General features: G+C 44.5%; 21 protein-coding genes. 14 read left to right on the top strand and 7 right to left on the bottom strand.

Annotated features, from left to right (window positions below):
• Nucleotides 1–27: 27 nt before the first annotated feature.
• Nucleotides 28–855, top strand: coding sequence for a mechanosensitive ion channel domain-containing protein (locus tag MO387_RS00870; RefSeq protein ID WP_006082505.1), 828 nt, complete (start codon nt 28–30; stop codon nt 853–855).
• Between the two features lie 124 nt (nt 856–979).
• Nucleotides 980–1,573, top strand: a complete 594-nt coding sequence (tpx, locus tag MO387_RS00865; RefSeq protein WP_063883290.1) for a thiol peroxidase — start codon at nt 980–982, stop codon at nt 1,571–1,573.
• Between the two features lie 73 nt (nt 1,574–1,646).
• Here tpx and MO387_RS00860 read toward each other — a convergent pair whose 3' ends face one another.
• Nucleotides 1,647–2,288 carry a trimeric intracellular cation channel family protein gene (locus MO387_RS00860; RefSeq protein WP_006082508.1) on the bottom strand — a complete coding sequence of 214 codons (642 nt, stop codon included), beginning with the start codon at nt 2,286–2,288 and terminating at the stop codon, nt 1,647–1,649.
• 361 nt (nt 2,289–2,649) lie between these two features.
• Entirely contained in the window at nt 2,650–3,210 is a 561-nt protein-coding gene (locus MO387_RS00855; RefSeq protein ID WP_006082509.1) for a DUF4136 domain-containing protein, read from the bottom strand.
• Between the two features lie 178 nt (nt 3,211–3,388).
• Between MO387_RS00855 and MO387_RS00850 the strand changes: the two genes are divergently transcribed.
• The 4 genes from MO387_RS00850 to ruvX all read left to right on the top strand — a co-directional run bounded on the left by MO387_RS00850 (nt 3,389) and on the right by ruvX (nt 5,299).
• The gene (locus MO387_RS00850; protein ID WP_107946894.1) at nt 3,389–3,706 is read left to right on the top strand and encodes a hypothetical protein; all 318 of its coding nucleotides are present in this window, start codon (nt 3,389–3,391) and stop codon (nt 3,704–3,706) included.
• A gap of 178 nt (nt 3,707–3,884) precedes the next feature.
• Nucleotides 3,885–4,214 carry a stress response translation initiation inhibitor YciH gene (gene yciH / locus MO387_RS00845; RefSeq protein WP_107946893.1) on the top strand — a complete coding sequence of 110 codons (330 nt, stop codon included), beginning with the start codon at nt 3,885–3,887 and terminating at the stop codon, nt 4,212–4,214.
• A gap of 66 nt (nt 4,215–4,280) precedes the next feature.
• Nucleotides 4,281–4,844: a YqgE/AlgH family protein gene (locus MO387_RS00840; protein WP_006082512.1), complete on the top strand. Its 564-nt coding sequence runs from the start codon at nt 4,281–4,283 to the stop codon at nt 4,842–4,844.
• Between the two features lie 29 nt (nt 4,845–4,873).
• Nucleotides 4,874–5,299 (top strand): Holliday junction resolvase RuvX, encoded by a 426-nt coding sequence (ruvX, locus tag MO387_RS00835; protein ID WP_006082513.1) that lies wholly within the window; start codon nt 4,874–4,876, stop codon nt 5,297–5,299.
• 85 nt (nt 5,300–5,384) lie between these two features.
• Here ruvX and hemH read toward each other — a convergent pair whose 3' ends face one another.
• The 4 genes from hemH to MO387_RS00815 form a co-directional block, all read right to left on the bottom strand.
• On the bottom strand, nt 5,385–6,398 hold the full coding sequence (hemH, locus tag MO387_RS00830) for a ferrochelatase (protein WP_107946892.1): 1,014 nt from the start codon (nt 6,396–6,398) through the stop codon (nt 5,385–5,387).
• 32 nt (nt 6,399–6,430) lie between these two features.
• Nucleotides 6,431–6,970 carry a glutathione peroxidase gene (locus tag MO387_RS00825; RefSeq protein ID WP_037392614.1) on the bottom strand — a complete coding sequence of 180 codons (540 nt, stop codon included), beginning with the start codon at nt 6,968–6,970 and terminating at the stop codon, nt 6,431–6,433.
• A 187-nt stretch (nt 6,971–7,157) separates the two neighbouring features.
• On the bottom strand, nt 7,158–8,270 hold the full coding sequence (locus tag MO387_RS00820) for a PilT/PilU family type 4a pilus ATPase (RefSeq protein ID WP_028761282.1): 1,113 nt from the start codon (nt 8,268–8,270) through the stop codon (nt 7,158–7,160).
• A 9-nt stretch (nt 8,271–8,279) separates the two neighbouring features.
• The gene (locus MO387_RS00815) at nt 8,280–9,317 is read right to left on the bottom strand and encodes a type IV pilus twitching motility protein PilT (protein WP_006082517.1); all 1,038 of its coding nucleotides are present in this window, start codon (nt 9,315–9,317) and stop codon (nt 8,280–8,282) included.
• Nucleotides 9,318–9,352: 35 nt separating this feature from the next.
• Here MO387_RS00815 and MO387_RS00810 point away from each other — a divergent pair, with 35 nt between their 5' ends.
• From MO387_RS00810 to MO387_RS00775, 8 genes are all read left to right on the top strand, one after another.
• Nucleotides 9,353–10,051, top strand: a complete 699-nt coding sequence (locus MO387_RS00810; RefSeq protein WP_107946891.1) for a YggS family pyridoxal phosphate-dependent enzyme — start codon at nt 9,353–9,355, stop codon at nt 10,049–10,051.
• A gap of 215 nt (nt 10,052–10,266) precedes the next feature.
• Complete coding sequence (gene proC, locus MO387_RS00805; RefSeq protein WP_006082519.1) at nt 10,267–11,085, top strand: pyrroline-5-carboxylate reductase; 819 nt, start codon at nt 10,267–10,269, stop codon at nt 11,083–11,085.
• Between the two features lie 48 nt (nt 11,086–11,133).
• Nucleotides 11,134–11,682, top strand: a complete 549-nt coding sequence (locus tag MO387_RS00800; protein ID WP_107946890.1) for a YggT family protein — start codon at nt 11,134–11,136, stop codon at nt 11,680–11,682.
• Nucleotides 11,682–11,981 (top strand): DUF167 family protein YggU, encoded by a 300-nt coding sequence (yggU, locus tag MO387_RS00795; protein WP_012587167.1) that lies wholly within the window; start codon nt 11,682–11,684, stop codon nt 11,979–11,981. The genes MO387_RS00800 and yggU overlap by 1 nt, the downstream gene beginning before the upstream one ends.
• A gap of 131 nt (nt 11,982–12,112) precedes the next feature.
• A complete protein-coding gene (locus MO387_RS00790) occupies nt 12,113–12,547 on the top strand; it encodes a DUF4426 domain-containing protein (protein ID WP_006082522.1) in 435 nt (144 codons plus the stop codon).
• Nucleotides 12,548–12,686: 139 nt separating this feature from the next.
• Nucleotides 12,687–13,304, top strand: a complete 618-nt coding sequence (gene rdgB / locus MO387_RS00785; protein WP_011847370.1) for an RdgB/HAM1 family non-canonical purine NTP pyrophosphatase — start codon at nt 12,687–12,689, stop codon at nt 13,302–13,304.
• Entirely contained in the window at nt 13,304–14,470 is a 1,167-nt protein-coding gene (gene hemW / locus MO387_RS00780) for a radical SAM family heme chaperone HemW (RefSeq protein ID WP_107946889.1), read from the top strand. The genes rdgB and hemW overlap by 1 nt, the downstream gene beginning before the upstream one ends.
• Nucleotides 14,471–14,622: 152 nt before the next feature.
• Nucleotides 14,623–16,473, top strand: coding sequence for a DUF885 domain-containing protein (locus tag MO387_RS00775; protein WP_107946888.1), 1,851 nt, complete (start codon nt 14,623–14,625; stop codon nt 16,471–16,473).
• A gap of 679 nt (nt 16,474–17,152) precedes the next feature.
• On the opposite strand, the gene MO387_RS00770 is transcribed toward MO387_RS00775, so the two are convergent.
• On the bottom strand, nt 17,153–18,094 hold the full coding sequence (locus MO387_RS00770; protein ID WP_006082526.1) for a LysR family transcriptional regulator: 942 nt from the start codon (nt 18,092–18,094) through the stop codon (nt 17,153–17,155).
• Nucleotides 18,095–18,232: the final 138 nt, after the last annotated feature.

Below are 18,232 nucleotides of genomic sequence, written 5' to 3'. Positions count from 1 at the left end.
GTTAGCGTATATTTAGGGAGTTATTCAATGGAAAACCTTGAAGGTTTATTAAAGCAAGCACCGGATCTGATTGTGACTTATGGCTTAAAAGTTTTATTTGCCATTATCATTTTCTTTGTTGGTAAATACTTTGCCGGCGTAGCGCAAAAGCTGGTTCGTAAATTACTTAACAGCCGTAAAGTTGATCCGACAGTTGTTTCATTTGTCGCAAACCTCGCTTGGGCAATTGTGTTTGTTTTCGCAGTGATTGCCACCTTAGGCCAAATTGGCGTACAAACCGCATCATTGGTCGCCGTTATCGGTGCCGCTGGTTTAGCGGTGGGTTTAGCGCTACAGGGTTCTCTGTCTAACTTCGCATCGGGCGTGTTAATGGTGTTATTCCGCCCTTGCCGCGTTGGTGACTATATTGAAGCCGCTGGCATTGCCGGTACTGTTGATGAAATTACTATATTCTCAACCAAGCTTCGTACACCAGACAACAAGGTTATTGTGGCGCCAAATTCATCCATCATGAATGGCACTATCACTAACTATTCGGCAATGGATACTCGCCGTATCGATTTAGTGATTGGCGTATCTTATTCTGCCGATATCGCACTCACGAAGAAAATCTTAACTGAGATTTTAGACAACAACCAATATGTGTTAAAAGATCCATCATATACAGTTGGACTGGCTGAATTAGCGAACTCTTCAATTAATTTCGTGGTTCGCCCTTGGGTAAAAACGGCTGATTATTGGACGGCTCGTTTCCAACTGCTTGAGCAAATCAAAAATGCATTAGATGCAGCCGATATCGGTATTCCATTCCCACAAATGGATATTCATGTAAAAGAATTGCCACTCAGTAAATAACCCTAAATGAATAATAAAGGTCGGCTAATTGCCGGCCTTTTTTTATGGTTCCGCGTAGCATTTTAGCGTACCTTAAAGGACAGATATTAGCGAAGGCACAGATATTCATGTGCGAGGAAATCCAATGCAAAAATACGTTTCATTTTTAGCCGCCAGCTGCATTTATGGCTTAGTGCTGATAAGCCCCAATGTGCTTGCCAGTGAGAAAACCCAGGTTCTTATGGGTGAAAAAACCGTCACCTTGGAAGGCAAGTTACCTAAGCTGTCGCAAATGGCGCCAGGATTCAAAGTGGTTGATGATCATTTTGCGCCTGTCATGCTAAGCGACTTTAAGGGTAAAACCGTGCTGATAAGTGCCGTACCAAGCTTAGATACGGGCGTGTGTGCACTACAAACTAAACGTTTCAACAGCGAAGTGGGCCATTTTTCCGATGACGTGGTCATGCTAACCATCAGTGCCGATTTACCCTTTGCACAGAAACGTTTCTGCAAAGTAGAAAACGTAGATAAAATCAAAGTACTATCCGATTCTGTCTGGCGTGATTTTGGTGAAAAATATGGCTTGTTGATTCAAGATTACGGTTTGCTGGCGAGGGCTATTTTCATCATAGATGCCGAAGGTAAACTCCAATACCAAGAGTTAGTTCCGAATATCACCGAGCATCCTAACTATGATGCCGCACTTGAAGCGCTGAAAACCATTCAAGCACAGCAGTAATTTACCGCTAAAAAACAGGGCAGCCTTAGCTGCCCTTTTGTTATACGATTGTATATCTACGATTTTTTACGATCTAATGTGTGTGCTGATCGCCATTGGCCTGATAATCAAAGGTCGGCATAGACCAATGATAGCGCAGCGCTAACATCCGCAGGCTAAAACCAACGCTCAGACAAATAACCAGATTAATCCACTCGGTTAATTGATAGGCTTTTAAGACGATATACAAGCCTGCCGTCAGTAGTGAAATCACCGCGTAGAGTTCTTTCTTAAAAATCAAAGGCACTTGATTACACAGGATATCGCGGATAACGCCACCAAAAACACCCGTCACCAATCCCATCACCACAGCAATCGTTGGGCTAAATCCCAGCATTAAGGTCTTCTGCGCGCCCACGATAGAGAACACAGCTAAGCCTAAGGCATCGATAGCCAAAAATAACTTAGACAGATAACGCATCACAGGGGCGATAGCGACAGTGAGTAAAGAAGCGAATGCAATCGCAATAAGGTAATTCACGTGCTCAACCCAAATTAAGGGGTAATTGCCGAGCATCATGTCCCTTAGTGTGCCGCCACCAATCGCCGTTGCGCAGCCAATGATCACTACACCAAACAAATCCATCTGCTTGCGACCCGCCGCCAGAGCGCCCGTCATAGCCTCGGCAATGATACCAATCAGCCAAAGTAATCCAATAATCTGCGTCTCATGCATCTTTGCTACTACCAACAAGGTAAAGAAACAGATTCTGCCTCAGAAACCCTCAGTTCTATAATGATTTTATTTTGAATTCATCATTAGAAAAATTAATTCATCATTGCATCAATAATGAATTGCCAATACCTACAACCACAAAAGAGCACTGTATAAATTGCAAACAAAATAGCCAGTTATGCGTAAAACTACTTCTCACGTCTATTTAGATAACTAAAATTTTTAATAAGTATTAATAACGTAAATTCAATCAGATGATAAATAACTGCAGATCATCTAATCGAATGGGCAAAACGCATAAAAATCAGCCACAAAAAAGCGGCCCTCTGGCCGCTTGATTTTCATTCAAACTGAGTCAGAACTACTTAGTGTCAGGCTTAGGGGGATAATTTGCCATCACACTGCCCACCGCTTGATTGATGATCTGTACTCTTTCTTCTGGGGTATTTTTGTCGCGAATGGTATCGGCAACAGAACCACGCCAGATAAGCTTAGTCGTTTTATTATCAACTAAATCAATAATCAGCGTACCAACTTCATATTCTCTCACTGTAGTTTGGGTCTGCATATTGCCGCCCCAACCCCATCCTGGACCATAGTATGGGTTGTAGCCAAAATTACTATTGAAGGTATCAACATTGATTTTCTTGTCGACTTTGGTCAGGTAGTTAACCAATACATCAGCGTCTTTCGCATCGACTAATGTCATGCCTTTACTCGCTAACTGGCTATTAACCGCTTCTCTTACTCTTTGATCCATCAAGCCATCAAGATGATATCCGGCAGAATCGGCTTTCTGAGCAACCCAAGCATAGGTTTTATATTGGGTAAAATTGGCGCTAGGATCATAGTCCCAGCCAGACTTCATCGAGCTACAGGCACTTAATGCCAGCACGGCTAAAGCTACAAAAATATTTTTCATCTTAATTTCCTCAGATGTTCGAACCGAACAAAGACAAGTATCAGAGATATGAATTTAGCTTACAGAGCAATCATCTGATCTACAACTCAATTGATTAAAAAGCAGCATCTCATTCAGCTTGACTTCAGCAAAACCAAAGATGATAATGATTATCAATTGAGATTAGAGGGGTAATGAAATGTACTGGTTTATTAGCGCGTTTTTGGTTGCATCAGCCATTTTTTTCCTTGCGCCAGAAAAAATCTCACTCGAGGCAAATAACGCCAAGATAAAGCGCCATTTGCCTGTCAGCTTACTGATTTTACCTCTTCTTGTACTTGGCTGGTTGGTCATAGATACCGTCGCGAATGGCACTAATTATGCGACAGTCGCCGCATTCGGCTTTGTAACCACCGCCTGCTTAATTGCGCTACCTAAGCTGCATAAATTTATTATGCCCAGCGCCTTACTGACAGCAGTAGCGCTGATCGTCATGGTCTTTATGCGCATGAATTAAAACGGCGGATAACGCTCTCTTTTTCAAAAATATGCTTACTTCCCTGCAAAGAGTTAGCATTTTGTTCAGACCACTTAAGGATAATCCTCAAGTGGTCTTTTTTTACCTCCCAGAACCCCTGCAAATTTGATAAACTCAACGGGTATAAGTCATCTTTTAACACCAATGAATGAAATCTATGAAAGCAGATCCTAATGTATCCTTAGTGTACAGCACCGACAAAGGCCGTATTAATGCAGAGCCCGTCACTAAAGCGATTCCTGAATCCGACGGTATAGTCAGGATCCATAGAGACAGTAAGGGCCGCAAAGGCAAAGGCGTTTCGATTATCTCAGGCCTAGGTCTCGATGAAATCGCGTTAAAAGCAATGGCTCAAACCCTTAAAAAACAATGTGGTTGTGGTGGCACGGTAAAAGATTTCACTATTGAGGTCCAAACTGATAACCGCGAGCAATTAAAGCTATTGCTTGAGAAGCAGAACTACAAAGTTAAATTAGCTGGCGGTTAATCTCGCCCGACTTAGCAATATAGCAGCATGCTAGATCAACTTAGCCACATCGAACGGAGTAGTTTAATGGAGAGTTTGCAGAACCATTTCTTAATTGCCATGCCTTCACTGCACGATACGTTTTTTGAACGCTCAGTCATCTATATCTGTGAACATGATGCCAAAGGCGCCATGGGACTGGTGATCAATAAACCGCTCGGTATCGAAGTTAATTCGCTATTAGAACAAATGGATTTGCCAGCTGAGCAAGTCTCCACCGATTTAGCGTTCAATGCCAATGTCATGATGGGCGGACCCGTTTCCCAAGATCGTGGCTTTGTACTGCATACCTCTCAGCCCTATTGGGCCAACAGCACAGATCTGGGTTGTGGTTTAATGCTAACTACCTCACGCGATGTGTTAACCGCGATAGGAAGCAACAGATCGCCAGAGAAATTCCTCGTCGCCTTAGGATATGCTGGATGGAGCAAAGATCAGCTCGAACAAGAGCTTGCCGATAATTCTTGGCTAACGATTCCAGCAACCAATGCACTCTTGTTTGACATTAAACACGAAGACCGTTGGCCACAGGCCAGCCGAGCTCTTGGATTTGATGCTTGGCAGGTTTCAGCTCAAGCGGGTCACGCTTAAGCCTATTTCTTAATATAAGTCAGCACACTATGAATTCGAAAACCGTATTAGGCTTTGATTTTGGCACTAAAAGTATTGGTGTGGCTATAGGCCAAGAAATCACCGCCAGCGCCACGCCATTATTGTCAATCAAAGCCGTCGATGGGATCCCCAACTGGGATCAGATAGGCGATTTAATCAAAGAATGGCAACCCGACCTAGTGGTTGTTGGTCTGCCCTTAAACATGGATGGCACTGAGCAAGATATGACCCACAGGGCGCGTAAATTTGCGAACCGTATCAATGCTAAGTTCAAAGTCAAAATAGCCACTCAAGATGAGCGATTAACCACTACCGATGCTAAGGCAAGATTATTCGAGTTAGGCGGATTCAAGGCGCTCACCAAAGGCCAAGTCGATGCAGTGTCTGCCGTACTAATTATCGAAAGCTACTTCGAAAATAACTTCAGCAAGTAATGCCACAATAAAAAACCATATAAAAAGAAAAGGATAAGTTGCCTTATCCTTTTCAGTTTGATGTTTAACCCGATAAATTACCGGATCAAAAATGTGGCTTCACTAAGTTGGCCATCATAGTAATGTGCGCATCATCATCGTTTAGTGCAGCAATGTAACGGAACTTCTCACCACCCGCCTCGGCAAAGAGATGACCATTCTCACCAACAATTTCTTCCAGCGTTTCTAAACAATCGGCGCTAAAAGCGGGGCAAACGATAGCAATATCGCGCACGCCTTGTTGCGGCAACGCTTTCAAAGTCGCATCGGTATAAGGTTGTAGCCATTTGGCTTTACCAAAACGCGATTGGAATGTCATCACAAACTCATCTTTACCTAACCCAAGCTTTTCGGTAACCAGTCGAGTCGTTTTCATGCAGAAGCAATAATAAGGATCGCCTAAATGCAAATTACGCTCAGGCATACCATGGTAAGACAACACCAATTTTTGCGGTTTACCATGGGCTTCAAAATCAGCCGTGATCGAACTGGCTAAAGCATTAATAAAATCAGCATTATCATGATAAGTATTAATAAAATGCAACGATGGAATATAGCGCCATTTAGACAACTCTGCCGCAATCGCATCAAAAGCAGAACCCGTAGTGGGCGCCGCATATTGAGGATACAGAGGTAACACCACGATTTTATCAATGCCATTTTGATGCATAGTTTGCAAGGTAGTGGCAACCGATGGACTGCCATAACGCATTGCTAAATGGACAGAAACATCATGGTTATCGGCGTTAAGTTTATCCGCTAACTTCGCCGTTTGACGTAAACTAATGTCCATTAACGGTGAGCCGGCCGCTGTCCATACCTTCTGGTATAACGCCGCCGATTTTGCAGGGCGTACCCGCAAAATGATCCCGTGTAAAATCATCATCCACACTAATTTAGGGATTTCGACTACACGGGGATCTGCTAAGAACTCAGCAAGATAACGCCTAACAGCCGATGCTGTGGGTGCATCTGGCGTACCTAAATTTAATAACAGCACGCCCACTTTGCCGCGCTGTCCGTGTCCAACTTCTTTGGATAAGCCTGAAAATTTAGCCAATACAGCCTCTTAATTAATAAATACTTATAAGATTAAAGTACAGATTCTATTGCTTGCTTAAGCTCTTCGCTATCTGGCTTCACTTTAGAATTGAACTGTTGCACAACCGCGCCATCGCCGCTAACGACATACTTATAAAAATTCCACTTAGGCGCACCGGTTTTTTCGGCTAAGTATTTAAATACGCTATTGGCGTCACTGCCACGCACAGCTGAAGTCGACAGCATAGTGAAAGTGACACCGTAATTGATGTAACACACCTTAGCCGTGTCTTTCTCATCATTTTCTTCTTGGAAAAAATCATCCGATGGGAAACCAATAACCACTAAGCCTTTGTCTTTATAGTTTTCATGCAATGCTTCGAGCGCTTTAAACTGCGGGGTATAACCACAGTTACTCGCAGTGTTAACAATCAACACTGGCTTTCCCTGAGTCAATTCACACAGATTAACTGTCTCTTCAGAATGTAATTTTCGTACTTCAAGGTTCAAATACTCGGGACAAGTGGCCGCCATAGCGCCAACACTCATCAAGCTCGCTGTCATAGCGAATATCATAGGTAATTTTTTCATTGCTTTCTCCTTTACCGGTACATTACGTAAACGTACTAGGTAAAGATCATATTGAATTAAAAAATAAAAGCTATGGTTAACGACCGCATAGCGATGAAGTAAAACCGATTGAGCTGAACGAAAATCTAACGACACCAACAAAAAGCAGCCCATAAAGAGCTGCTTAACCTAGAACCTGACTCTCGCGTTAGTCCATGTCTAAGGTGACACCTTCCATAAAGCCTGAGCCCGTGGATTCTTTATTCTGCAATTTAATCATCAAACGTAAATCGTTCGGTGAATCAGCATGGTGCAGCGCATCGGCGTAACTAATCTCGCCATCGACATAAAGTTTGAGCAAGGCTTGATCGAACGTCTGCATGCCCTGCTCATTCGATTTGGCCATGGTTTCTTTGAGCAAATGCAGCTCGTTCTTCGCAATTAAACTCGCCACCCTTGGGGTGTTGATCAATACTTCAATCGCGGCGCGACGCCCTGTGCCATCAACTTTAGGGATCAATTGTTGCGCCACAATACCGCGTAAATTCAATGATAAATCGAACAATAACTGTTGATGCTTACTCTCAGGCACGAGATGCATAATCCGGTCTAACGCTTGGTTGGCGTTGTTGGCATGCAAGGTTGCCATACAAAGGTGACCCGTTTCAGCAAATGACAGCGCAAACTCCATCGTCTCTTGGGTACGTATTTCACCAATCAAGATCACATCGGGAGCTTGGCGAAGGGAGCTTTTTAGCGCCGCATCGAAAGATTCAGTATCTATGCCCACTTCACGCTGGGTGATAATGCTTTTTCTGTGGTCATGAACGAATTCAACCGGGTCTTCAATAGTCAAAATATGCCCACGGGCATGACCATTGCGATAACCCACCAAGGCCGCCAAGGACGTTGACTTACCCGTTCCCGTTCCGCCTACCATAATGATGAGGCCACGTTTGCTCATCACCAGATCTTTTAGAATAGGCGGCAATTTTAAATCATCGACATCAGGGATTTTAGTCTCAATACGGCGCATCACACAGCCAGGCGATTCACGCTGCCAAAAAGCGCTCACCCGAAAACGACCTAAATCCTTTGCCGCAAAAGCGAAATTACACTCACGAGTGGAATGAAACTCTTGCTTCTGGGCCTCAGTCATTAACGACTCAACAAAATCCAGTGATTGTGCTGGTGTAAACGCACTTTCTGCCAATGGACGCAATTCACCGTCAATCTTGGCACTCGGCGGAAAACCCGCTGTGATGAACAAGTCGGAGGCTTTGCGCTCAACGATCACTTTTAAAAACGGACGAACATCCATCATAAATCCTTAAAATGTCGCTTGTTTATTCGAACTCTTCGCCATTGCATCTTCACGGGTGATAAGACCGCGATTGACTAAATTCTGTAAACATTGCTCTAAGGTCTGCATTCCGTGGGCCATACCAGTTTGAATCGCCGAATACATCTGCGCCACTTTGTCTTCACGAATAAGGTTACGGATAGCGGGAGTGCCCATCATGATTTCATGGGCGGCGACACGGCCTCCACCAACCTTTTTAATCAGGGTTTGCGAAATAACCGCTTGCAGCGATTCCGACAACATAGTGCGCACCATGTCTTTTTCACCGGCGGGGAATACGTCGACCACACGGTCAATCGTTTTCGCGGCAGAAGTAGTATGCAAGGTACCAAACACTAAGTGGCCTGTTTCAGCGGCGGTCATCGCCAAACGGATGGTCTCAAGGTCACGCATCTCACCGACTAAAATCACGTCTGGGTCTTCACGTAGTGCGCTTCTAAGCGCCGCATTAAAGCTGTGGGTATGGCGATGAACTTCACGTTGGTTAATCAAACATTGCTTATTTTGGTGAACGAATTCGATAGGATCTTCAATGGTTAAGATATGATCATGTCGATTTTCATTCACGTAATCCACCATAGCGGCAAGTGTGGTACTCTTACCCGACCCCGTAGGTCCAGTCACTAGCACCAATCCGCGAGGGAAACTGGCAATTTTTTTAAAAATTTCCGGCGCACCCAATTGCTCAAGTGACAAAATGTCACTTGGAATGGTACGAAACACAGCCGCTGCACCACGGGATTGATTGAATGCGTTAACACGAAAGCGTGCAAGATTAGGGACTTCGAACGAGAAATCGATTTCTAAATGTTCTTCGTAGTCCTTGCGCTGCTTATCATTCATTATGTCGTACACTAGGCTGTGTACGCCTTGGTGATCGAGCGCGGGCAGGTTAATCTTTCTCACTTCACCGTCGACACGGATCATGGGAGATATCCCTGCAGAAAGGTGTAGATCCGAGGCTTTGTGTTTTACACTAAATGCCAATAACTCAGTGATTTCCATCGTTTGGGATATCCTTGCAACTAGATAATTACATCATGACAACAATAGCAGACAGACTCGCAATCGCCCAGCGCAGGATCGCACAAGCGGCGCAAAAATGTGCACGCCAACCTAGCAGTATTCGCTTACTTGCCGTCAGCAAGACCAAACCTATTGAAGACATTATAGCAGCCTATCAAGCCGGTCAGCGTTGCTTTGGCGAAAACTATGTCCAAGAAGGCGCGGAGAAAGTTACCGCACTAAAGGGGGATTTTCCGGACATTGAATGGCACTTTATCGGGCCACTCCAATCCAACAAAACCAACATAGTCGTCCAGCATTTCGATTGGATGCACACAGTCTCGCGCGACAAAATTGCCCAACGTCTCAATGACCAACGTCCAGCTGAATTAGCGCCATTAAACGTCTGCATTCAAATTAATATCAGTGCTGAAGACACAAAATCTGGCATAGATGCGGCGCAAATGCTGCCACTGGCCGAGCTAATCGCTCAGCTACCTAATCTCGCACTGAGAGGCCTAATGGCAATCCCAACGGCTACTGCAGATACTGAGTTACAGCTTAAAGAGTTTTCGATGTTAAACAATCTATTTCAAGAACTTAAATCACATTACCCCAGTGTAGACACGCTTTCCATGGGGATGAGTAATGACCTAGATGCAGCGATTAGCTGTGGTTCAACTATGGTGCGTATTGGCAGTGCCATTTTTGGTGAGCGCAATTACGCTGCGTAAACTCACTCGAGGCATGAAGTTCGAGGTCAGTGTGTGAGCTTGACCTTGTTTTTAGCGCTTTATGCCCAAATACTGTATTAAAGATCACGACATTTAAGTTCAATTAGCGAGAGTCAACTAATCTGGCTCTGACATTCAAATGACTAACCGTTTTATCATCTTGATTTAAGGTGAGTCTGTTACAAATTAACGGTTAACACACTGAAGAGAATCAAATGGATCAACAGAAAATCTGCTTTATCGGTGCCGGCAACATGACGCGCAGCATCATCAGTGGCCTAGTTCATAGCGGCTATCCTGCTCAACTCATCCAAGCGACCAATCCTAGCCAAGGTAAACTCGACGCACTAAAAGCCGATTTAGGGATTTTGGTTTCTCAAGATAATTTAGCCGCAGCGCAAGCTGCCGATGTCATAGTGCTGTCGGTAAAACCTCAATTGATGCAGCAAGTGTGTGAAGCATTACAAACCGTCGATATGTCGCAAAAGTTAGTCATCACTATTGCTGCAGGCATTAAAGCAAAACGTTATACCGATTACCTGGCGCAGGATATTAAACTTATTCGCGCTATGCCCAACACACCGATGCAGATTAGTGTGGGCATGACAGGCCTCTATGCGCCTCAGGCTATTTCTACCGAGCAAAAAGCCATTTGCGATCGTTTGATGTCCAGCGGCGGCGAAATTGTGTGGGTTAATGAAGAGTCAGAATTAGATCAAGTGATTGCACTATCGGGCAGTTCACCGGCTTATTTCTTTTTGCTAATGGAGTCTATGATAGATGCAGGCAAAGAAATGGGAATGGATGAAGACAAAGCCAGAACTTTAGTGCAGCAAGCCGCGCTCGGCGCTGCTATGATGGCAAAGCAAAATCCACAACTGACCTTAGGTAATCTAAGGGAGAATGTCACCTCAAAGGGCGGGACCACCGCACAGGCGCTGGCGACATTTGAAGCTGCGGATATGCGTGGTTTAGTAAAAAAAGCCATGGAAAACTGTATTAAACGTGCAGAAGAAATGGCTAAGACATTTTAATTTCCACTAACGCGTTTTTATATCGGACTTTAATAGGTAGAAATCTCGATGAATGCATTTACCTTTTTAATCACCACACTATTCGACTTATATTTGATGGTGGTGATTTTGCGGATTTGGCTGCAACTGGCAAGGGCGGATTTTTACAATCCTTTTAGCCAATTTATTGTCAAAGCGACTCACCCGCTCATCGCGCCAATGCGCCGTATTCTGCCTTCCTTAGGACGGTTTGATACCGCATCATTCGTCCTCGCGTTGCTGGTCGTGATGGTCAAAGTACTGCTGATCAGCCTTATCGCGGGCGGTGGCATAGACATACTGCTTTTTTTGATGTTTGCCGTCGTATCTGTGATCAAAAAAGCAGGGGTCTTGCTGTTTTGGATGCTGTTGATACGCGCAATATTGAGCTGGTTTAACCAAGGCTATAACCCCATTGTAATGGTCATGGGTCAGTTAACTGAACCCATATTAGCGCCAATCCGCCGTATCATACCGCCAATTGGTGGCTTAGATTTATCGGTGATGTTGGTGATTATTGGTATGAATTTCCTCAATATGTTACTTGCCCAATATATCCCTTATTGGGCTGTGATCTAATGAGTGCAGTGACTTTGCAGCAAGGTGACTTGCTGCTTAATCTCTACATTCAGCCTAAGGCCAGCCGAGATCAAATTGTAGGACTGCACGGTGATGAGCTAAAAGTAGCCATCACTGCGCCGCCTATTGATGGCAAGGCCAATGCCCATTTAAGTAAGTACTTAGCAAAAACCTTTAAAGTCCCAAAGAGCGACATTCATATAATGAAAGGTGAACTTGGCAGGCATAAGCAAATCCGCGTGATTGACCCAAAGATCATCCCAAGCGTCATTACTGAGCTGATGGGACAAACTAGCTGAGCTAATGCTGTTGAAAGGCTAAAAACCAAAAAACTTCTTTGAATGCGGTTAATTTATCGATAAACAGATAAACATAAACAATAGTCACAGCGACCTATACTCAAACATTCCCTAATATGAGGTATCCCATCATGTTCCGTAATATTCTGGCTGTATTAGCCCTCACCGCTAGCCTTTGTGGTGTTGCAAACGCAGAGCAAAAAGAAACTGTCGGCAATTTTGACATTCATTACATGGCACTTGGCAGTACATTTTTAACACCTAGCATAGCCAAATCCTATGGCATTCAGCGCAGTAGCTATACAGGCATTATCAACATTGCGGTGTTAGATATCAGCGAAGCGAATAAACCCGCAGTACCCGTTGAAATTACCGGTGTCGCCAACAACTTATTAGATGCTCGAATCAACTTAACCTTCAAAGAGATCCGTGAAGGTGATGCGATTTATTATATTGCCGAAGTCCCTTACCGCGATGATCAGGAGATCAACTTCAATATCGCGATCAAGCATGGTAATCAATTAAATACCAACTTGCAGTTCAAGCAAAAATTCTACGTTGAATAAGCCAAGCTGAGATTACCGCAAGACATAAGTAACTTTGGGACGGTACAAGTCTGTACCGTCCCGCCCTTTTCCTGTCCTTTAGCTCGCAGCTTGGGTATCATTGCCGCAGTATAAGTCGCCTCAATGATATAGGTGTTCCATGCAACAAATCGTCCTCGCCAGTGGCAACAAAGGCAAACTCGCCGAATTCGATCAAATGCTCGCCAGCTACGGTGTCACTGTACTGCCGCAGAGCCAATTTAATGTCAGCGAAGTGGCCGAAACGGGCACCACTTTTGTCGAAAATGCCATTATCAAAGCCAGGCACGCTGCCGAAATCACCGGACTTGCGGCCATTGCCGATGATTCAGGTTTAGAAGTGGATTTACTCCAAGGCGCTCCCGGCATTTATTCAGCGCGTTACGCGGGCGAAAATGCCAAAGATCAAGACAACGTATTGAAACTACTTGAGACATTAAAAGACCAGCCAGCACCTCGCAGTGCGAGATTCCAATGCGTACTGGTATATATGCGCCACGCGAAAGATCCAACCCCAATTATTTGCCAAGCCGCATGGGAAGGCCAAATCGACTTTAACCAACGTGGCGACAATGGCCATGGTTACGATCCGATTTTTATCCCTGAAAATTATCAATGTAGCGCGGCGGAGCTGAGCAGCAACGAGAAAAATGCTTTAAGCCATCGTGGTAAAGCCCTAGTGCAACTCATCGCCGCCATGCAAGCCCAAGGCGTGTTAACTGGCGGGAATGCACAATAATGTCGTCAACAGCCATGACTACTGCGATGAAGCTCGAACTGCCGCCACTCAGTCTGTATATCCATATTCCTTGGTGCGTACAAAAGTGTCCTTACTGCGACTTTAACTCCCATGGTCAAAATGGTGAGCTGCCACAGGAGGCCTATGTTGATGCGCTATTGGAAGACTTACGCCAAGACTTACATCTCGTCCAAGGGCGGCAGATCCATACCATCTTTATCGGTGGCGGCACACCATCCTTATTCGATGCTTTGCAAATCAAACGCATACTCGATGGTGCTAATGCGCTAATCCCCTTTAGTGACAATATCGAAATCACCATGGAAGCCAACCCTGGCACCTTGGAACACGATGACTTTAGTGCCTATCGTGCAGCAGGTGTTACCCGTTTATCTATCGGTGTGCAGAGTTTTTCTAAGGATAAGCTCAACTTACTTGGACGTATTCACGATCAAAACGAGGCACAAGTCGCCGCCCAAAAAGCCAGTCAAGCGGGATACTTAAGTTTCAACCTTGATTTAATGCATGGATTACCGAACCAAAATTTTGCTGAAGCCATGGCCGATATCGACACGGCAGCGGCGCTCAATCCGCCCCACCTGTCTTGGTATCAGTTAACGATTGAGCCCAACACCCTATTCCACTCAAAACCGCCGCAGTTGCCCGATGACGAAGCGCTCTGGCATATCTATGAGCAAGGTCAACAAAAGCTGGCCGCATTAGGGTATGAGCAATACGAAATATCCGCTTATGCGAAACCCGGTTACCAATGTAGGCACAATCTCAACTACTGGCAGTTTGGTGATTATCTAGGCATAGGCTGTGGCGCCCACGGTAAAGTGACGCTGCCAGAAGAAAACCGCATTTTACGCACGGTAAAAATTAAACATCCCAAGGGATATCTGAGTGCCAGCAACTACACCTTCGAATCGATTGATGTGGCAGAGGAAGATCGCGCGCTTGAATATTTAATGAATCGCCTGCGCCTGATGACACCTATCCCTAAGCAAGAATTTGAACTGCGTACCGGACAACACAGAGACACATTGACCGAAGGAATGGAAAAGGCCAAACAACGCGGTTTACTCACAGAATCCGCTGAACATTGGCAATTAACCAGCAAAGGTCACATGTTTGTTAATGATTTACTGACACAATTCTGCTAAGCCTGCCGTTAAAATAGCTATATAAATAATGTGTTAGTGGTCAATAGTGTAGTTTAACACTATTACTGCTAACACATTTTCTAACATTAATATCCATACATTCTTGTCCAGCTTCTTTAGAATTGATGCAACTCAATCCAGGAAGCCTGATCATGCCAATAAAAACTAAAATCAGCTTAGTCGCACTGACCCTTTCAGCTCTACTGACCATTCCCGCATATGCAGCATCAACTTCGCCAGCCTTACACAGTGCAAGCGAACCTATGAATGCAGTGGTGCAAACCGAGTCAGACAAAGCCAATGCGTTGTTCGAAACCATCTTCATGGAAAACATCATGGCGAGCCCCATTTCGCAAACCTATATGGGGATCAAGCAAGACTATGATAAATGGGATGAACTGGGTGATGCCGCCGATGATAAAGCCCTAGCGCGCACGAAAAAACAACTGGCGCAGGTCAATCTGATTGATGCGGCCAAACTCGATCCACAAACAAACCTCAGCCTCACCTTACTCAAACAAAATCTGCAAAATGACATCGAAGATGACCAATGGCGCTACCATAATTACCCTGTAAATCAAATGTATGGCGGCCACTCTATGATAGCCTCCTTCTTGATTAACCAACATCAAATCACAGATATCAGCGATGCCAAGGCCTATATCAGCCGCTTAAATGGCGTGCCCAAACGTTTAAGTCAATTACAAACAGTATTAGAAGTTCGCGCTGACAAAGGCATTATCGCGCCTAAGTTTGTATTCGCTTATGTGATTTCAGACAGCCAAAACATCATCAAAGGTGCGCCTTTTGATAAGGGCGACGACAGCGCGCTACTCGCAGATTTTCGCCGTAAAGTGAACGCATTAGCGATTCAAGAAACAGAGAAGCAAGCGTTAATAAAGCAAGCTGAGCAAGCACTAGTGACTCAAGTCGAGCCCGCCTACAACAAGCTCATCGATTATATAAAAACGTTAGCGGCCAAAGCTGACGACCGTGATGGTGCGTGGAAACTCCCTAATGGCGCAGCCTTCTACAACAATGCCTTAGCTCGTACTACTACGACAAACATGACCGCCGATCAAATCCATGACTTAGGGCTTTCTGAAGTGGAACGTATCCACAACGAAATGCGCGCCATCATGAAGAAGGTCAATTTTAAAGGCGATTTACAGCAATTCTTTAGCTTTATGCGTGACGATCCCCAGTTCTACTACCCCAATACCGCCGAAGGTAAAGCCGCTTATTTAGCAGAGGCGACTAAGCTCATCGACAACATGAAATCGCGCTTGGATGAAGTGTTCAAAGTAAAACCTAAGGCCGCCATGATAGTCAAACAGGTTGAAGCCTTTAGGGAAAAATCTGCGGGTAAAGCCTTCTATGAACAACCAGCCCCGGATGGTTCTCGACCCGGCAGTTATTACGCGAATCTGTATGATATGAAAGCCATGCCGAAATACCAAATGGAGGCACTGGCCTATCACGAAGGTATTCCGGGTCATCACATGCAGATCGCCATTTCCCAAGAACTGCAAAATATTCCTAAATTCCGCAAGTTTGGTGGTTATACCGCGTATATCGAGGGTTGGGGTTTATATAGCGAATCTTTCCCGAAAGAAATGGGACTCTACGCCGATCCCTATTCTGACTTTGGTCGTCTAGCAATGGAGCTATGGCGTGCATGTCGCTTAGTCGTAGATACTGGTATCCACGCTAAAAAGTGGACCCGCGAGCAAGGAATTGCCTATTACGTGGACAATACGCCCAATGCTAAATCGGATGCGGTGAAAATGGTTGAACGTCATATCGTTATGCCATCGCAAGCGACAGCCTATAAAGTAGGTATGATTAAACTACTAGAGCTAAGACATAAAGCAGAGCAACAGCTTGGCAGTCAATTTGATATCCGCGACTTCCATACGCTAGTACTTGCTAACGGCGCATTGCCACTGGACGTGTTAGAGCAACAAGTCGATCTCTGGATAGCCAGCAAGAAAAAGGCCTAATGCACTAATGCTTTAATGCTTTAATACCTAAGTGCTTAGTCGTGAAGCACGGTTAACTTGCTTCGCGACTAAAGCGACATAGGTGAATGCCTTAGCTACCCCCAATAAAAAAGCCACTCGAAAGTGGCTTTTTTATTGGTACCATTATCCCGTTAGATAACAGAACCTTTCTCACTGTGGGTCACTATATTTGTTGTATTAATTTATGCTTTAGCACTCGCCTTCACATCACTTAACACACAGTTGCGACTTTAGGGTACAGGGAGACAAAACTTGTGCCTAAAGCTGTAAACCATCAATAAAAAAATTACCTCAGCGATAAGGCTGAGGTAAACCAAAAACTAGGATGATGGTTTAAAGAGCCAACATTGTTTTAGTTCTCAAACTTCTGTTGGCTGTGATCCAAAACTGCATAAATGCCGACCTGTACACAAAAATTGAAAGGGGTCATTTCCAATAAACGTATAGGACTCAGGTCATTCCGAATCAACTGCCACCATTGTATTCAATTAAGAACAGAGTTCAAGGATGTTATAAAAAACTGCTTTAGAACACCCTAAAAAATCATTCGCAAATGTACCCAACAACTCAATCTAAAGTATTGATTTTAAATGGCCACAAAAGTACCTGTTCAATTTAAAATCACATACAACTAATTTTGAGAACAATGTTTCCTATTTTACTGACGTTTACTGAATAATTCGACATAGGGCGCATCCCAATACGGCGGCGTTCCTATGTGATCTTTGATGAATTCGATAAAAGAACTGACCTTAGGTGCTAAGTGCTTACGACGGGGATAAACCGCCTGCAATGGCAGATGGTGGGTCAATTGCCAATCCTTCAGTAAAGGCACTAATGTCCCTTTGGCAATTTCATCTTCCATCAGATAACTCGCAAGATACACAACCCCAAGACCACTGATTGCGGCGGATTTTAATGCGGGTGCGTTATCAACCCTGAAATTGCCCGATACGCCAATTTCACAGTAATCATCACCCTTCTTAAATTGCCACATGCTGTGCTCGTGCCACTCGCCTTGATAGACCAAACAATTGTGGTCAACTAACTGCTCAGGTCGAGTTGGTTCACCATGTTGAGCAATATAGCCAGGAGAAGCAACTAACAGGAATTGGCACTTCATCAGAGGTCTAGCAACCATGCCAAGCGGTAATTGCTCCGACATAGTTAACAGTAAGTCTAAGCCTTCACTCACTACATCTACTTTATGGTCCAGTAAGCTCACTTGTAGCTCAAGCTCAGGATGTTTTGCCATAAAGGATGGCAGCGCAGGAATGATATGCATCACCCCAAAGGATTGGGAAATCCCTACCTTGAGCACACCGCGAGTTGCATCATTTAAGTTATGCACGCTGGCTATCGCTTGTTCAGCGTCACGCAGCAATTCTTCACCTTGCAGATACAGCAAATGCCCTGCTTCAGTCAGGCTTAAGCTGCGGGTGGTACGTTGGATTAATTGAACACCAAGTCTATGTTCAAGATCGGCGACTTGTGTACTGACCTTAGACTTAGAGATCCCAAGCCTTCTTGCGGCGGCACTAAAACTACCTGCTCTGGCCACATGAGTAAAAATCGCAATAGGTTCTAACAGTTCTAACATGGAAGTCGCCTTAAGCTGTTTACGACAATGATATTAACTTTCGGTGAATAGCAGTGGTTAGCGTAATCATCGCTTAAAAATAACCATAGCATTGATATCTCGCATTAAAGTGATGTAACGCAGAGATTTAGACCGAAA

This window comes from Shewanella sp. N2AIL (assembly GCF_022690845.1).
In the GTDB taxonomy this organism is placed as follows: domain Bacteria; phylum Pseudomonadota; class Gammaproteobacteria; order Enterobacterales; family Shewanellaceae; genus Shewanella; species Shewanella baltica.
Note: the sequence above shows the minus strand (reverse complement) of the source record. Positions and strands in the feature narration are given on the sequence as shown.

What these genes read in the sequence shown, in the direction of transcription:
- MO387_RS00775 (WP_107946888.1), top strand. Translation starts at nt 14,623, where the DNA reads ATGCCAATAAAAACTAAAATCAGCTTAGTCGCACTGACCCTTTCAGCT.
- MO387_RS00840 (WP_006082512.1), top strand. Translation starts at nt 4,281, where the DNA reads ATGGAGAGTTTGCAGAACCATTTCTTAATTGCCATGCCTTCACTGCAC.
- MO387_RS00870 (WP_006082505.1), top strand. Translation starts at nt 28, where the DNA reads ATGGAAAACCTTGAAGGTTTATTAAAGCAAGCACCGGATCTGATTGTG.
- MO387_RS00860 (WP_006082508.1), bottom strand. Translation starts at nt 2,288, where the DNA reads ATGCATGAGACGCAGATTATTGGATTACTTTGGCTGATTGGTATCATT.
- MO387_RS00820 (WP_028761282.1), bottom strand. Translation starts at nt 8,270, where the DNA reads ATGGATGTTCGTCCGTTTTTAAAAGTGATCGTTGAGCGCAAAGCCTCC.
- MO387_RS00810 (WP_107946891.1), top strand. Translation starts at nt 9,353, where the DNA reads ATGACAACAATAGCAGACAGACTCGCAATCGCCCAGCGCAGGATCGCA.
- MO387_RS00770 (WP_006082526.1), bottom strand. Translation starts at nt 18,094, where the DNA reads ATGTTAGAACTGTTAGAACCTATTGCGATTTTTACTCATGTGGCCAGA.
- yggU (WP_012587167.1), top strand. Translation starts at nt 11,682, where the DNA reads ATGAGTGCAGTGACTTTGCAGCAAGGTGACTTGCTGCTTAATCTCTAC.
- MO387_RS00800 (WP_107946890.1), top strand. Translation starts at nt 11,134, where the DNA reads ATGAATGCATTTACCTTTTTAATCACCACACTATTCGACTTATATTTG.
- rdgB (WP_011847370.1), top strand. Translation starts at nt 12,687, where the DNA reads ATGCAACAAATCGTCCTCGCCAGTGGCAACAAAGGCAAACTCGCCGAA.
- MO387_RS00850 (WP_107946894.1), top strand. Translation starts at nt 3,389, where the DNA reads ATGTACTGGTTTATTAGCGCGTTTTTGGTTGCATCAGCCATTTTTTTC.
- hemW (WP_107946889.1), top strand. Translation starts at nt 13,304, where the DNA reads ATGTCGTCAACAGCCATGACTACTGCGATGAAGCTCGAACTGCCGCCA.
- proC (WP_006082519.1), top strand. Translation starts at nt 10,267, where the DNA reads ATGGATCAACAGAAAATCTGCTTTATCGGTGCCGGCAACATGACGCGC.
- yciH (WP_107946893.1), top strand. Translation starts at nt 3,885, where the DNA reads ATGAAAGCAGATCCTAATGTATCCTTAGTGTACAGCACCGACAAAGGC.
- MO387_RS00790 (WP_006082522.1), top strand. Translation starts at nt 12,113, where the DNA reads ATGTTCCGTAATATTCTGGCTGTATTAGCCCTCACCGCTAGCCTTTGT.
- MO387_RS00815 (WP_006082517.1), bottom strand. Translation starts at nt 9,317, where the DNA reads ATGGAAATCACTGAGTTATTGGCATTTAGTGTAAAACACAAAGCCTCG.
- ruvX (WP_006082513.1), top strand. Translation starts at nt 4,874, where the DNA reads ATGAATTCGAAAACCGTATTAGGCTTTGATTTTGGCACTAAAAGTATT.
- MO387_RS00855 (WP_006082509.1), bottom strand. Translation starts at nt 3,210, where the DNA reads ATGAAAAATATTTTTGTAGCTTTAGCCGTGCTGGCATTAAGTGCCTGT.
- MO387_RS00825 (WP_037392614.1), bottom strand. Translation starts at nt 6,970, where the DNA reads ATGAAAAAATTACCTATGATATTCGCTATGACAGCGAGCTTGATGAGT.
- tpx (WP_063883290.1), top strand. Translation starts at nt 980, where the DNA reads ATGCAAAAATACGTTTCATTTTTAGCCGCCAGCTGCATTTATGGCTTA.